This is a genomic window from Pauljensenia sp. 20925_1_34 (genome assembly GCF_041432775.1).
Taxonomy (GTDB): Bacteria; Actinomycetota; Actinomycetes; order Actinomycetales; family Actinomycetaceae; genus Pauljensenia.
In genome coordinates, this window is the sequence record NZ_JAPWAG010000016.1 from 41,030 (window position 1) to 55,972 (window position 14,943).

Sequence of the window (14,943 nt, forward strand, 5' to 3'; positions counted from 1 at the left end):
ACCAAGCAAACGCCCAACCTCCCACCATTCACACCCAACTATCAGGAAACACCCAGGCTCATCCGGGACACTACAACCATGAGCACCACTGGAACCGAGGCAAAACTGCTCGTCGTCGACGACGAGCCGAACATCCGCGACCTCCTCGCCTCCTCCCTGCGCTTCGCCGGCTTCGACGTCGTCACCGCCGAGGACGGCAGCGGCGCATTTCACGAAGCACAGGCCTCGCGCCCCGACCTGATCGTCCTGGACGTCATGCTCCCCGACATGGACGGCTTCACCGTCACACGCCGCCTGCGCGACGCCGGCATCACCACCCCGGTTCTCTTCCTCACCGCCCGCGACGACATGCGCGACAAAATCCAAGGCCTGACCGTCGGCGGCGACGACTACGTCACCAAGCCCTTCGGACTCGAAGAGGTCGTCGCCCGCATCCGCGCCATCCTGCGCCGCACCATGGGCGCCGAAGAAGACGATGCCTTCCTGCGCGTCGGTGACCTCGTCATCGACGAGGACGCGCACGAAGTCACGCGCGCCGGCGTCCAAATCGACCTGTCCCCCACCGAGTTCAAGCTCCTGCGCTACCTCGTCATCAACGCCGGACGCGTCGTGTCCAAGATGCAGATCCTCGACCACGTATGGGAATACGACTGGGACGGCGAGGTCGCCATCGTCGAGTCCTACATCTCCTACCTACGCCGCAAGCTCGCAGTCGAGGGCGCCTCCGGCGAACTCATCCACACCAAGCGAGGCGTGGGCTACATCCTGCGTGCCGAGGAGTAACGTGCACCCCAGCCTGGCTCAACGCGTCGAGGCCTGGTGGGACGCCAAACCCCTCGCCTCTCAGCTCGTCACGCTCATCACGCTCCTGCTGGCCACCGGCCTCTCTCTGTCCGGCACGGTCATGATCGGACTCCTCCAGCGCCATCTCACCTCGCAGATCGACGACCAGCTGATCGCGACCGCGCACACGATCCAGATCTCCGCGTCCTCCGCGACCTTCGCCGCCGACGGCCAGGGCGGCATCCCCACCCTGTACTACGTCCACATCCGCGACGCCAACGGCCAAGACCGCTACCTCTACTCCGAGGACACGCTCAAGGCCTCGGGCACGCCGCTCCTGCCCGACCTGGTCGACACCTCGTCCGCGCCGGTCTCCTCCTTCCGTACACTGCCCGTGACCGTCTCCTCCTCGAAGATGGGCCTGGGCTGGCGCGCACTCGTCGTGCCCGTGTACGACCAAAGCACCGGGACATTCTCCGGCTACATGACGATCGCCCTGCCCCTGGCTGACGTCCAACACACCCTGCGCACCACGGCCTCGTACTTCGCGGTCGCCGGCTCCATCATCGTCGTCATCGGAGCCTGGGCGGCCCGCTTCCTCGTGCGCCGAGCCCTCCTCCCCCTGCGCTCCATTGAATCCACGGCCGGAAAGATCGCCGCGGGCGACCTCACGAAGCGCGTCACACCACACCCCCCGACCACCGAGGTCGGCTCCCTGTCGCTCTCGCTGAACTCGATGCTCACCCAGGTCGAGCAATCCTTCGAGGCCCGCCAGGCCTCGGAACAAAAGATCAAACGCTTCGTCTCCGACGCCTCCCACGAGCTGCGCACGCCCCTGGCCGCCATCTCTGGATACTGCGAACTCTACTCCATGGGCGGCGTGCCCCCCGAGCGCTTCGAGGAGGTCATGGGACGCATCGGCTCCGAATCCGCGCGCATGGCCACGCTCGTCGAGGACCTGCTCACCCTGGCCCGCCTCGACGAAGGCCGTCCCCTCGACATCACCGAGATCGACCTGGTCAAGCTGGCAGACAACGCCGTCTTCGACCTGCAGGCGCTCGACCCCACGCGCACCGTCGGCCTGACCGGTATCAGCGGGCGCACTCCCCCCATGACCCTCATCGTACCCGCCGACCGCGACCGCATCTCCCAGGTCTTTACCAACCTCATCGGTAACATCGTGCGCTACACCCCCGACGGATCCCCCGTCGAAATCGCGCTCGGCCGCAGCGGCGACACCGCCATCGTCGAGCTGCGCGACCACGGGCCCGGCATCGACGAAACCGACCGCGGTCGCGTCTTCGAACGCTTCTACCGCGCCGACACCTCGCGCAACCGCAGGTCCGGCGGATCGGGCCTCGGCCTGGCCATCGTCTCCGGAATTTTGGCCGCACATCGCGGAAATGCCTCGCTCACGAAGACCAAGGGCGGCGGCCTGACCGTGCGCATCGAGCTGCCGATGACGTGAAAGACGTAACGAACCGGCAGGCAAGCGCCCGCTTTCCGCGCGTTTTTCACCTTTTTTAGCCCGACAGTTGCCAATAAACCTTAAAATTTGTGCTCGTTTTCTTACCAGCGAACGTGACCGCGAGGGAAAATCGCACTAGCATGGCTCGGGTATTCCTCAACTAGGAGAGTGGCCCATGGGTGCACAAGCACCTCAGTGGCTGCTGACGTCGTTCGTCGACGCCATGCAGCAGATCGGCGCGACCGCGACCGAGACAGACCTTGAACATGAGGGCGCAGACCTCATGCAGCGCTGGAACGCACCCAACCGTCAGTTGCACAACGTGCGTCGGCTCATGAACACGCTGACCCATATCGACGAGATCGCATCGTCCGCGCACGACCCCGACATCCTGCGCGTCGCAGCGTGGTACCACGGCGCCTTCCTCAACAAGGCCCTTGAGATCAAGCTGGGCGGCTTCCAGGCGAACTTCGCGGCCACTCGCTGCATCGACCACGCGCACAACCGCCTCACCAACCTCGGCGTCGCCGACGAGGTCGTTGCCCGCATCGACGAGCTGATCGCGTTCCTCACGCGCCACCGCGCTCCCCGCTCCGACTTCGACGCGCAGGTGCTCGTGGACGCCGACCTGGCTGGCTTGGCGTGCAGCCCGCAGGACTACAAGAAGCTGCGCACATCCCTGCGCGCCGAGCTGAGCGAGCTCGACGATCTGCAATTTGTCAAGGCGCGCCTCGCTCTCGTCAAGAAGCTCCTGAGCTACGAGACCATCTACCAGTCTCCCCTGGGTTCCGCTTGGGAGAACACCGCCCGCGCGAACCTTGAGGTCGAACTGACACGCCTCGACCGCGAGAGGGCTCAGCTGTGCGCGGCCACTCCGACCGAGGACGCCGACGATTCGGATGACTCCGATGACGTGGAAGAGGTCGAGGATGATTCGGTGACCTCGACGGGCACGCTCATCATCAAGCGCCGCTCCATCAAGAAACGCATCCCCGTCGTGTCCCCCGACAACGAGGTCACGTCGACCGGCGTCCTTCCTCGCAAGATCGAGGATCTGCACGACACCGACGAGGACGAGGAAGCCACCTCCTCCCTCGAGTCCGCCGTGGAGTCCCTGGACCTGCCCAACGCCGACTGAGCGTTTCACGCTTGTTTCACGTTCCCCCCGTCCGTTGGCGCTGCCAACGGACGGGGGGAATTGCGACCATAGAGCTTCGACACGCCGGCGACACGCCGACGCAAGGCTTCTATGGTTGCAAAACCCCCCGCGCCAACTCATCCCGCGCAGCGGCTTCCTGCCCCCCACCCTGGGGACGTATCCACAGGGACAAGCCACGGCCTCGTTTATGCACAGGCCCTGCGCGTGTCGCTGCCCTATCCACAGGGCACGGATTGGGGCTCGACTCGCATCACTCGCGAGCGTAGCGTCGATGGTGACGGGCCCACCCGGGGCCCCACAAAGGAGTGACATCATGACCGCTTTCGCCGTTGACGCCGCCGAAATCTCCACCGCCTCAGCGCGCGCCTGCGCAACCGCAGCCACGATCCGAACGGAGGTCGACAGCCTCATGACCCAGCTGCTGGCTCTCCAGGATTCCTGGACGGGCGGGGCACAGGTCAACTTCCAGGAGACCATCACTCAGTGGGAGGCCATCCAGACGCAGACTCACGACAGTCTCGACACGATCTCGACCCAGCTCGAGTCCGCCGCCTCCACATACTCGGACGCGGAGGCGCACACGACCGCCCTGTTCGACGGGTGCTACTGACGCGTCGGGGGCGGGACTCTCACGAGTCCCGCCCCCCAGGCGTGTCAGCGTCGAGCTAGGTGGCTCAGTACATGCCGCCCATGCCGGCGCCCGCGTCGTCGCCACCGGCGGCCGGAGCCTCGGGCTTGTCGGCGACAACAGCCTCGGTCGTCAGGAACATGCCCGCGATCGACGCGGCGTTCTGCAGCGCGGAACGGGTGACCTTGACCGGGTCGGAGATGCCGGCTGCCATGAGGTCGGTGTACTCGCCGGTCGCGGCGTTCAGGCCGTGGCCGGGCTCCATGTTGGCGACGCGGTCGGCGACCACGCCACCCTCGACGCCCGCGTTCTCAGCAATCTGCTTGAGGGGGGCGGAGACGGACAGGCGCACGATGTTGACGCCGGTCGCCTCGTCGCCGGTGAGGGAGTCGAGCGTGGGCAGCGCCACGGCGGCGGCCTGGATCAGGGCGACGCCGCCGCCGGCGACCAGGCCCTCTTCGGAAGCCGCGCGAGCGTTACGAACGGCGTCCTCGATGCGGTGCTTGCGCTCCTTGAGCTCGACCTCGGTGGCCGCGCCGGACTTGATGACGGCGACGCCGCCAGCCAGCTTGGCGAGGCGCTCCTGGAGCTTCTCGCGGTCGTAGTCGGAGTCGGTGTTGTCGATCTCCTGGCGGATCTGGCGCACGCGGGCGTCCAGCATGTCCTTGTCGCCAGCACCCTCGACGATGGTGGTCTCATCCTTGGAGACGACGATCTTGCGGGCGCGGCCCAGCAGCTCGAGGTCAGCGTTCTCGAGGGAGAGGCCGACGGTCTCAGAGATGACCTGGCCGCCCGTCAGGATGGCCATGTCCTGCAGCATCGCCTTGCGGCGCTCGCCGAAGCCGGGGGCCTTGACGGCCACGGACTTGAAGGTGCCACGGATCTTGTTGACGACCAGCGTGGCCAGGGCTTCGCCCTCGACGTCCTCGGCGATGATCGCGAGGGGCTTGCCGGTCTGCATGACCTTCTCCAGGACGGGGACGATGTCCTTGACGTTGGAGATCTTGGAGTCCATGAGCAGGACGTAGGCGTCCTCGAGGACGGCTTCCTGGCGTTCCTGGTCGGTCACGAAGTAGGCCGACAGGTAGCCCTTGTCAAAGCGCATACCCTCGGTGGTCTCCAGGGTGGTGTCGAAGGAGTTGGTCTCCTCGACGGTAACGACGCCTTCGGCGCCGACCTTGTCGAAGGCCTCGGCGATGAGCTTGCCGATGGCGGGGTCGTTGGCGGAGATCGAGGCCGTGGCGGCGATCTGCTCGGTGGTCTCGACGGGCTTGGCGTCAGCGTGCAGCTGGGCGACGATGGCCTCGACGGCCTGGTCGATGCCGCGCTTGAGGGCGATCGGGTTGGAGCCGGCGGCGACGTTGCGCAGGCCCTCGTGGACCAGCGCCTGGGCCAGGACGGTCGCGGTGGTGGTGCCGTCACCCGCGACGTCGTCGGTCTTCTTCGCAACTTCCTTGACCAGCTCGGCGCCGATGCGCTCGAAGGGATCGTCGAGGTCAATTTCCTTGGCGACGGAGACGCCATCCTTGGTGATCGTGGGGGCGCCCCACTTCTTGTCGAGCACGACGTTGCGGCCCTTGGGGCCCAGCGTCACCTTAACGGTGTCGGCCAGCAGGTTGAGGCCGTTCTCCATGCCGCGACGGGCATCCTCATCAAACTTGATGATCTTGGTCATTGGGAATATATCCTTCCGCGATGCGGATCGGGTCCGATGCCCGCGACGGACGACCGCGCTTGGAGGCGGCCTCATCGGACCTGTGGTCTTGTCACTCTCCATGTTGGAGTGCTAGGTACGATTCTGGCACTCACCCTCCCAGAGTGCAAGGCGAGGTCTGCGCCTTGAGTCCGATGCGCTCAGGGCGTAACGACTGCTCCACATACGCGGGCAACACGCACAACCGCGGCAGCGGGCAGCATCTTCGGCCGACGATCGCACACAGGAATTCGACCCACGCGCCTGATAAATCAAAAGTCGCACGTAATTTGGGTGCCCCGGCCTCGCCCCTCCCCAAAAGTCGCACGTAATTTGGGTACCCTCACTTTTCTTAGGACCCAAGAAAACGTTGCAATTCCAACGATGTGATTTCAAACCTTGAAATACACGCGAGGGAATTACGTGCGACATTTCTGAGGAACCACAGCGTCAGGCGCCACAGCGTCAGGCACTACAACGTAAGGCCCTCAAAGGCACGACAAAGGCATCGCAAAGGACACTAAGCAAAACACAACTCAAGCCCACAAAACGCCCAGGCCACCTCGCGCGGAATCACGCCACAACGACACGACAGGAAACGGCTTAAACACCCCCAAACCCGGGACTTGACAAGCCGCCCGGCCCCACGTGGGGCCGGGCGGCTCAGTGACGATACGGTGAGCGTTAGCGCAGGACGACGACCACGTCAGGGTCGCCCAGGCCGCTTTGCTGGCGGACCGCGCTAATGCCAAGCTTGGAGGCAATATCTCGTGCGGTGGCCTCCATGCTGGGATCCTCGTAGAAGACGGCAGAGGTCTGCGTGGCCCAGCCGTCGGCGTTGGCCGCGGAGGTCCCGGCGTAGCCCGCCTGGTTGAGGATGCTAGCCTGGGCGGCCGCGTACCCCTGGGTTTCGGTGCCGTTGAGCACCTGGATGACCGCGCCGTGATCCGGCTGCGAGGACACAGCCGAGGAGGAGGGGCTCGGCGAGGGCGTGGTTCCGCTCTGAGGGGCGGAGGGCGCGGCGGCGCTGCTGGGCGCGCTCGGGGCGGGCGCGGCGGCGCTGCTCGAAGCCGTGGGGCCGGGCGTCACTTTGACGGTCGTGTCCTGCTGGCGCGACAGGGCGGTCGCTGCCGCCCAGCCGAGCGCGGGAACGATCACGAGGATGGCCAGGAAGGGCCACACGTTCTTCCACGTGGACGGCTTGGGGCGGTGCATGCCGACCGGCATGTCTTCACCGGCACGGTCAAATTCATCCCTGGGGTACGAAGAGCTCACGTCATCAGACTATCGGAAAAGAGCTGGACTGGCTCGTGTGGCACGCGGGAAGTGTGTGGCACCATGTGCAGGGTTAGGCTGGTGTCATGAGTGAATACAATCCGCGTCCGTTGGCTGATTTGATTGACCCGGGCTGGGCCCGAGCGCTCGCTCCGGTCGAGGACCGCGTCCACGAGTTGGGCGCGATGTTGGCCGCAGAGGTCAAGGAGGGGCGCGGATATTTGCCCGCCGGCACGGATGTGCTGCGCGCGTTCACGTACCCCTTTGATCAGGTGAAGGTGCTGATTGTGGGGCAGGACCCGTATCCGACGCCGGGCCACGCGATGGGCTTGTCTTTCTCGGTTCACCCGGGCGTCGAGATTCCCAGGTCTCTGGTCAATATCTTCCGAGAGCTGACGGAGGATGTGGGGTGTGCGACGCCGACGTCGGGCGATCTGACGGGGTGGAGTGAGCAGGGTGTGTGCCTGCTCAACCGCGTGCTGACGGTGCGCCCGGGCGCGCCGGCGTCGCATCGCGGGCGTGGCTGGGAGGAGGTCACGCAGTGCGCGATTGACGCGCTGGTGTCTCGTCGTCGGCAGGATGGTTCGTCTGCTCCGCTCGTGGCGATCCTGTGGGGTAAGGACGCTCAGTCGTTGACGCCTCGCCTGGGTGACACGCCGATCATCGCTTCCCCGCATCCGTCTCCCCTGTCGGCGTATCGCGGCTTCTTCGGGTCACGCCCGTTCTCGCGCGCGAACGAGCTCCTGGAGGCTCAGGGGGCGCGGGGCGTGGACTGGTCGCTGGGGTAGGCTCGCCCGTCGTCTTCGTGACGAGGCCGTGGCTGGGTTGCGCGACATCGGTGCCGCGGTGAGGACTCCGTGGAGCCGGCTATCGGACTCGAACCGATGACCTGCTGTTTACAAGACAGCTGCTCTACCAACTGAGCTAAGCCGGCGGCGGTCACTAGTGTGCCATAGGTTGGGGTGGGTGCGCGCGGGCGAGAATGAGATGCACCGCGCGTTCACGCTCGGACGGGGGGCGCGCTCGCGACGCCGATGGATATGACGATGGGGTGGGACCGACGCATCGGTCCCACCCCATCGCTACGAGAGACTCAGTCGGAGCCGGTCGTCGTTTCGCCGCTTTGCGATTCCTCGGCGCCGCTCTGGGCGGGCGGCGTCGCTCCGGGCTCAGTGAGAATCGAGGTCGTCGGAGTGGAGGTCTCATCGATGGCGAAAAGCTGCTTGAAGGACTCTCGGGTCTCTTCCAGGGTGGAGCCCAGGGGCACAACGCTGGCGTGATCCTTGACGAACTCGGGGGTGCCCAGCTTCTGGGGATCGCGGCCTTCGTAGGTCGCGCCACTCCAGGCGGCAGAGGAGTCCTTGAGGTAGGACTCAACTGCATTGACCGGGAAGGTGGCGATGACGTCCTCGGGGACGCCAACCTCGCTGGCGATCTGCTTGACCTGCTTCCAGGAGGCATCCATGTTCCGAACGACCGTGCCGTTACCTGACTGGAACTGGGTGCGGAAGTAGGCCAGGAGCGCGTGGTGGAATTCGATCCACTTGTCCGGCGCCTTCTGGGCGACGACCAGGGAGGCGCCCGTGGCGGGCTTGAGGTAGTCCATGTTCACGGTGATGACGGGCTGAAGCTCGAGGTTGTAGTGGCCCTGAGACGCCCAGGTCGTCAGGTCCTCACCAAGGATCGAGTCAACGTCCGCACAGGCGTGGCACGAGTAGTCGAAGTACTCGGTGAGCGTGGGCAGGTTGGGGTCAGGCTCGGCGGACACGCCGTTGCCGTTGACGATAATCGGACGCCCGTCGGCGAAGACGCCCAGGACCTCGGAGGCATCGACATTGCGAGCAGTGTTTTCCTCGCTCTTTTGCTGCCAGATGACGGCACCGACGGCTCCCGCGATCCCCAGCACGACGAGGGTGACGACGGAGATGACGACGATGCGCACGCGGCGATCCGCGCGCTCCTGGGCCAGGCGCATATCAGCTGCTTTAGCGCGCAAGGGGTCGACGGCAGGGTTCTTTTTCTGAGCCATGACCTTACCTTCCATACTTAGTTGAATATTGCAAGATTATCGGCGGTCACATCAACTCGCCTAGTGCGACATGCCACCCGTACCGACCATCCAAGAGATGAGTAGGAAGCCCACGCACACGATCACGAGGATGCCGCGACCCCAGACGGGGCGAATGAGCGAACGCATCGAACGGGACACACCTACGCGCAGGTCGGAGGCGAAGGGCATGAGCCATGCTGTCACGACCATCACGGCCGCGAGGGCCCAGACGATGATGGCGCCGGCGGGGTCGCTCAACCAGAAGGAACTGCGCTGTACGCGCAGGGCGGTGGCGATCTGCGTGGGCCATCCCCACTGGACGGATCCGTCGTGAGCATAGGAGACGATGATCCAGATCAAATACGGAAGCAACGCCCCGACGGCGAGCGCTGCGATCGTGGCGCCCAGCGATCGTGCCAGCAGGACGGGGGACATGGCGATGACGGCCGCATCGTCGCTGGACCTGGGTCCGTGCACGGCGCGCCGCTTCTCCAGCCAGCGGTCGATCGCGCCGACCAGCCCGAAGGCGGTCAGGGCGACGCCGACGATCAGCGTGCCACTCAGACCAAAGAGAAGGGGCAGGGACGCGAGCGTCACCAGGACGACTCCGCCGGAGATCCAGGCCCCCTCGCCCCAGAAAGAGGACTGATTCGAGCGTTCCGCGTCCTGGTCGGACTGTGAACGGGGCTGCCATGAGACCGGCTGCCCCTCCTGGCGCACCTGAATACGAGAGCCAGCGTTCGGTCCCCCCGCTGCGCCGGGGACCGCGTAGCGCGGGGCTCCCGTGGGGGCGGGCAAGCCGGAGCGCGGGGCTCCCATGGGGGCAGGGCGACCGGACAGTGAGCCAGTCAGGGGCGCGTAGGCGCCGCTCGCCGCGGCGTACGAGGCTCCCCGGCCGGGGTAAGCGCCAGGATGACCCGAATGGGAGCCGCGATCGTAGGGCCCCAGCTCCTCGGCCGACTCGCCCTCAGTGTCCTCGTCCCAGTCCTCACCCTCGTCCGACTCGTCCCAGTCCTCGCCCTCGGCGTCCTCGGACTCAACCCAGCCCTCGTCCTCGCCGTCCCAAGCGGAATCCTCGTCATCAACGGTGTCCGAGGCCTCCTCGGCCTCGTCCCATACCGTCTCCGCGGCGGAATCCTCCCACTCGTCCTTCCCCCAGGACACAGATTCGGTGTCGACCTGCTCGGTGTGATCATTGGCGGCCGTGAACTCCGAGGGGTCGCGGCGCGGGTGGACCGGGTAGGTGACGGCGCGCGCGCCGACGCTGCCCGGGCGCGAGGTGGTCATTTCCTCCCACTCCGGAGGAGCGGCGATTTCCTGCGGCTCAGAGTTGATGGACTGGGTGCGCTCGCCGGTGTCGAGCAGCTGCGCCCAGTTGACGGTGACGTAGTCGAGCTCGCCGGGCGCCCAGCCAACGGCGCTCATGAGGTGTGCGACGATCAGGGACGGCGAGGGACGAAGGTCCGGGTTGGCCGACAGGCCACCGCCGAGGGCGTCGGCGACCATGGGATGCAGGCCGGACAGGTCGGGCTCACCTTCGATGACGCGCATCATGGTGGCCATAACGTCGCCCTTACCGAAGGGCGGGCGCCCGGTCGCGCACGACAGCAGGGTCGCACACCAGGCCCACCAGTCGGATTCCTTGGTGGCGGGCTTGCCTCGCAGGAGCTCTGGAGCTGTGTAGCCGGCCGAGCCGGAGACGAGGCCGGTGCGGGTCAGGTGCTGATCGTCGACCGCCATCGCAATGCCGAAGTCGATGAGGACGGGGCCGCGCGACGAACAGATGATGTTCGAGGGTTTGATGTCTCGGTGAATGATGTTGGCGTGGTGAACGGCCGCGATCGTCGAGGCCAGGTGATAGGACAGGGCGGCCACGCCGCGCAGCGGAATCGGCCCGGAGGACAGGATCTCCGCCAGGGTCGGCCCTTCGACATACTCAGAGACAACGAAGGGCTGCGTCGCATCGATTTCCGCGTCGACGATGTGCGCGACGAAGGGAGAGCGCACCGAGTTAACGGTGCGAGTCTCTCGTTCGAGGCGCGCCCGAGAGTCGTCCGACGTTGCGAGCGCAGGGTGCATCGCCTTGAGGGCGACACGCGTGCCACCCTCATCTTCAGCTAGCCACACCGTACCCGCGCCGCCCGTTCCGAGCCGGCGGATCAGTCGGTAGCCTCCTAGGTCCTTTCCTTCTTCCACGCCCCCAGCCTACCGGTCCTACCGCGGGCGCGCGCCCACCTGCGGGCCAAACCACGGCCTCGGCAAGGAAAACGAGGCGGCTCCCACACCCGAACGCCACCGAGCGGATCCACCATCCGACCGGGACTGTACACGCGCGGGCGTCCGTGATAGGTTCAATCCTGGTCGCACGCACGGAAAGATCCGGGCACGCACCCCGTGGGCGAAGACGCTCCACGGTCACCCCACAACGGATCGTCCGGCACGTACCTGCCGGTGGGAAGGAATTGAACATGGCAAGCGTAACCTTCGATCACGCGTCCCGCGTCTACCCCGGTGCCGATAAGCCTGCTGTCGACCAGCTGTGCCTCGACATCGCGGACGGTGAGTTCCTCGTCCTCGTCGGCCCCTCCGGCTGCGGTAAGTCCACCTCCCTGCGCATGCTCGCAGGTCTGGAGGACGTCAACGGCGGTCGCATCCTCATCGGCGACAAGGACGTCACGGATGTTCCCCCGAAGAACCGCGACATCGCGATGGTCTTCCAGAACTACGCGCTCTACCCGCACATGTCCGTGCGCGAAAACATGGGCTTCGCCCTGAAGATCGCGGGCGTGCCCAAGGAGGAGATCAACAAGCGCGTTGAAGAAGCCGCGAAGATCCTCGACCTGGAGCCCTACCTGGACCGCAAGCCCAAGGCTATGTCCGGTGGCCAGCGTCAGCGCGTCGCCATGGGCCGTGCGATCGTTCGTAAGCCCCAGGTGTTCCTCATGGACGAGCCGCTGTCGAACCTGGACGCGAAGCTGCGTGTGCAGACCCGTACGCAGATCGCCTCCCTGCAGCGTGAGCTCGGCGTCACCACCGTGTACGTCACCCACGACCAGACCGAGGCCCTGACGATGGGCGACCGCATCGCGGTCCTCGCCGGCGGCCTCCTCCAGCAGGTCGGAACCCCGCAGGAGATGTACGAGCGTCCCGCCAACGAGTTCGTCGCCGGCTTCATCGGCTCCCCCGCCATGAACCTGGGCACCTTCACAGTGGACGGTGAGTGGGCCAAGATCGGCCCGGCGCGCGTGCCGCTGTCGGAGGCCACCCGCGCGGCCCTGACCCCCGAAGACGGCGGAAAGATCAAGATCGGTTTCCGCCCCGAGGGCCTCGAGGTCGTCGACGAGACCGTCAAGGGCACCATCCCCGTCGAGGTTGACTTCGTGGAGGAGCTCGGCTCGGACGCCTACGTGTACGGCCACCTGGTCGGCGACGAGAAGGGCGAGGGCCTGGGCTCCGGCGCCGAAGGCACCTCCAAGCAGCTGATCGTGCGCGTCCCCCCGCGCACCGCCCCCGGCCGCGGCGGCGTCCTGTACGTGCGCATCCGCGAGGGCCAGCAGCACAACTTCTCGGCCGCCACGGGCGTTCGCCTGCCCGAGTGACGCACACCTAGCGCTCACCCCCCTAGCAGCCCCAGCCTCGTTCGTTCATCTCCCGAACGAGGCTGGGGCTCGTTCGTGGGCGCGCCGACGCACGCACGTGTTGTACGCCGCGAAGTGTGCCTGACCTACTGTCGGGCTATGCGGGAGCCGCGAGAGATGAGAGAATGAGGGCATGACTTTGGACATTACGGCGGCCGCGGCCGAGCCCGCGCTCCTCGACCTCCCTTGGGACATTCCTCTGGAGGAGTGGCCGTCTTCCCTGCTCGCCGCGCTCCCCCGCGGCATCTCTCGCCACGTCGTGCGCTTCGTGAACCTGTCGGGTCGCGTTCTGGCCGTCAAGGAGATCGGCGAGACGGTGGCCCACCACGAGTACGACATGCTGCGCGACCTCTCGCGCCTGGACGCACCCTCGGTCGACCCGGTCGCGGTCATCACGGGCCGCGTCGGAGCGGACGGCGAAGAGCTCAACGCGGTGCTCATCACCGAGCACCTACAGTTCTCTCTCCCCTACCGCGCACTGTTCTCCCTGTCGATGCGTGAGGACACCGCGACGCGCCTCATCGACGCGCTCGCCCTCCTCCTCGTTCGCCTCCACCTCCTGGGCTTCTACTGGGGCGACGTCTCCCTGTCGAACACGCTGTTCCGCCGCGACGCGGGCGAGTTCGCCGCCTACCTGGTGGACGCCGAAACCGGCGAACTGCACTCCAAGCTCACCCCCGGCCAGCGCGAGTACGACGTTGACCTGGCCCGCACAAACATCATCGGCGAGCTCATGGACCTCCAGGCCGGCGGCTACTTCCCGATGGAATCCGACCCCATCGACGTGGGCGACCGCATCCGCACCCAGTACGACCTGCTGTGGACCGAGGTCACCGCCGAAGAATACTTGCCCAATGACCAGCGCCAGTATCTGGTCAGTGAGCGCATCCGGCGCCTCAACGACCTCGGCTTCGACGTGGCCGAGCTGCGCATGGCCTCGGACGACACCGGTGAGCACCTCGTCATTCAGCCCAAGGTGGTCGACGCGGGACACCACAACCGCAAGTTCATGCGCCTGACGGGCATGGACGTCGGCGAGCATCAGGCCCGCCGCCTCCTCGCTGACATCGACGTGTGGCGCGCCACCCACGACATGCAGGACGTTCCCCTGGAGGAGGCCGCCCACGAGTGGCTCACCGACGTCTTCACCCCCATCGTCCGCGCGATTCCCCGCGAGCTGGCGGGCAAGCTGGAGCCCGCGCAGCTGTACCACGAGTACCTCGAGCACCGCTGGTACATGGCCCAGCAGGCCGGCCACGACGTCCCGCGCGAGGAGGCCCTCGCCTCCTACATCACCAACATCCTGCAGTCGAAGCGCGACGAGGCCGTCCTCATCGAACCCGCTTCGGAGCGTTCCTCCTCGTTCAACGCGACATCGCACCCCGACCTATGGTGAAGGGGTACCGATACTCACCCCCCGCACGCTAGGAGCCATCATGTCTGATTTCCCCCGAATTTACGCCCACCGCGGCGCGTCCTCGCTGGCGCCGGAGAACACGATCGCCGCGTTTTCGAAGGCCATGGAGGTCGGCGCCCGCTGGTTCGAGTTCGACGTGGACATCATCGGCGACGGATCCCTGATCGTCATCCACGACGACACCCTGGATCGCACGACGACGGGGTCCGGCTCCTACTACCAGCTCGGGTTCTCGGACATCCGCCGACTGGATGCGGGCCGCTGGTTCTCGGACACGTACCGCTTCGAGCGCATTCCCGAGGCCGCGGACGTGCTCGCCTTCGCGCACGCTCAGCAGATGGGCGCAAACCTGGAGATCAAGCCCTGCGCGGGCGGCGACCGCCTGCGCGAACGCCTCATCGAGGCCCTGGCCGTCACGCTCGCCGGGGACAAGGTCCCCTCGCGCCTCCTCGTATCCTCCTTCGACCATGAGCTGCTGGCGGCCTTCCACGAGGCCTGCCCGTCGGTTGCGCTCGGCTGGCTCATCGAGCGCGCCTCCGAGGAGTGGCGTGAGGGCGCTACCGCCCTCGGCGCCGCGGCGATCCACCCTGGCGTTGAGGGGCTCACCGAGTCTGACGTGCGCGCCATGCGCGACGCCGGCTTCGAGGTCAACGTGTGGACCGTCAACGACGTGGAGCAGGCCCGCGAGCTGGCCTCGTGGGGCGTCACGTGCATCTTCACGGATCGCCCGCAAGATTTCCCCGCCGAGGCCTTGGCGCGCTAAGGGGTAGGCACGCCCGCTCCCCTCACAGACGTAACGGCCGGGGTCGCTGACGCGACCCCGGCCGTTTAC

The 14,943-nt window shown here is 66.4% G+C and carries 12 protein-coding genes and 1 tRNA gene; 8 read left to right on the forward strand and 5 right to left on the reverse strand.

All coding sequences use genetic code 11. From position 1 onward, the window contains the following. Nucleotides 1-78: 78 nt before the first annotated feature. The 4 genes from O3669_RS07225 (at nucleotide 79) to O3669_RS07240 (ending at nucleotide 4,020) form a co-directional block, all read left to right on the forward strand. Nucleotides 79-783: a response regulator transcription factor gene (locus O3669_RS07225; protein WP_314770227.1), complete on the forward strand. Its 705-nt coding sequence runs from the start codon at nucleotides 79-81 to the stop codon at nucleotides 781-783. A gap of 1 nt (nucleotide 784) precedes the next feature. After that, entirely contained in the window at nucleotides 785-2,251 is a 1,467-nt protein-coding gene (locus O3669_RS07230) for a cell wall metabolism sensor histidine kinase WalK (RefSeq protein ID WP_295918364.1), read from the forward strand. Nucleotides 2,252-2,426: 175 nt separating this feature from the next. Continuing rightward, complete coding sequence (locus tag O3669_RS07235) at nucleotides 2,427-3,389, forward strand: hypothetical protein (protein ID WP_371524207.1); 963 nt, start codon at nucleotides 2,427-2,429, stop codon at nucleotides 3,387-3,389. A gap of 334 nt (nucleotides 3,390-3,723) precedes the next feature. Continuing rightward, on the forward strand, nucleotides 3,724-4,020 hold the full coding sequence (locus O3669_RS07240; RefSeq protein ID WP_295918360.1) for a WXG100 family type VII secretion target: 297 nt from the start codon (nucleotides 3,724-3,726) through the stop codon (nucleotides 4,018-4,020). 64 nt (nucleotides 4,021-4,084) lie between these two features. Here O3669_RS07240 and groL read toward each other — a convergent pair whose 3' ends face one another. Then, nucleotides 4,085-5,713: a chaperonin GroEL gene (groL, locus tag O3669_RS07245; protein WP_371524208.1), complete on the reverse strand. Its 1,629-nt coding sequence runs from the start codon at nucleotides 5,711-5,713 to the stop codon at nucleotides 4,085-4,087. Nucleotides 5,714-6,415: 702 nt separating this feature from the next. Further along, nucleotides 6,416-6,958, reverse strand: a complete 543-nt coding sequence (locus tag O3669_RS07250; RefSeq protein WP_371524215.1) for a LytR C-terminal domain-containing protein — start codon at nucleotides 6,956-6,958, stop codon at nucleotides 6,416-6,418. A gap of 134 nt (nucleotides 6,959-7,092) precedes the next feature. On the opposite strand from O3669_RS07250, the gene O3669_RS07255 reads away from it, so the two are divergent. Next, on the forward strand, nucleotides 7,093-7,794 hold the full coding sequence (locus tag O3669_RS07255; RefSeq protein ID WP_371524209.1) for a uracil-DNA glycosylase: 702 nt from the start codon (nucleotides 7,093-7,095) through the stop codon (nucleotides 7,792-7,794). A gap of 70 nt (nucleotides 7,795-7,864) precedes the next feature. Here the strand turns inward: O3669_RS07255 and O3669_RS07260 are convergent. The 3 genes from O3669_RS07260 to O3669_RS07270 all read right to left on the reverse strand — a co-directional run bounded on the left by O3669_RS07260 (nucleotide 7,865) and on the right by O3669_RS07270 (nucleotide 11,252). Beyond that, nucleotides 7,865-7,940, reverse strand: a tRNA-Thr gene (locus O3669_RS07260). A gap of 159 nt (nucleotides 7,941-8,099) precedes the next feature. Beyond that, nucleotides 8,100-9,035 carry a DsbA family protein gene (locus tag O3669_RS07265; protein ID WP_371524210.1) on the reverse strand — a complete coding sequence of 312 codons (936 nt, stop codon included), beginning with the start codon at nucleotides 9,033-9,035 and terminating at the stop codon, nucleotides 8,100-8,102. A gap of 60 nt (nucleotides 9,036-9,095) precedes the next feature. Beyond that, the gene (locus O3669_RS07270; RefSeq protein ID WP_371524211.1) at nucleotides 9,096-11,252 is read right to left on the reverse strand and encodes a protein kinase; all 2,157 of its coding nucleotides are present in this window, start codon (nucleotides 11,250-11,252) and stop codon (nucleotides 9,096-9,098) included. Nucleotides 11,253-11,524: 272 nt separating this feature from the next. Here O3669_RS07270 and O3669_RS07275 point away from each other — a divergent pair, with 272 nt between their 5' ends. The 3 genes from O3669_RS07275 (at nucleotide 11,525) to O3669_RS07285 (ending at nucleotide 14,874) form a co-directional block, all read left to right on the forward strand. After that, nucleotides 11,525-12,655: an ABC transporter ATP-binding protein gene (locus O3669_RS07275; protein ID WP_371524212.1), complete on the forward strand. Its 1,131-nt coding sequence runs from the start codon at nucleotides 11,525-11,527 to the stop codon at nucleotides 12,653-12,655. A gap of 172 nt (nucleotides 12,656-12,827) precedes the next feature. Further along, complete coding sequence (locus O3669_RS07280) at nucleotides 12,828-14,090, forward strand: DUF4032 domain-containing protein (RefSeq protein WP_371524213.1); 1,263 nt, start codon at nucleotides 12,828-12,830, stop codon at nucleotides 14,088-14,090. Between the two features lie 40 nt (nucleotides 14,091-14,130). Next, nucleotides 14,131-14,874: a glycerophosphoryl diester phosphodiesterase gene (locus O3669_RS07285; protein ID WP_315283688.1), complete on the forward strand. Its 744-nt coding sequence runs from the start codon at nucleotides 14,131-14,133 to the stop codon at nucleotides 14,872-14,874. Nucleotides 14,875-14,943 lie beyond the last annotated feature (69 nt).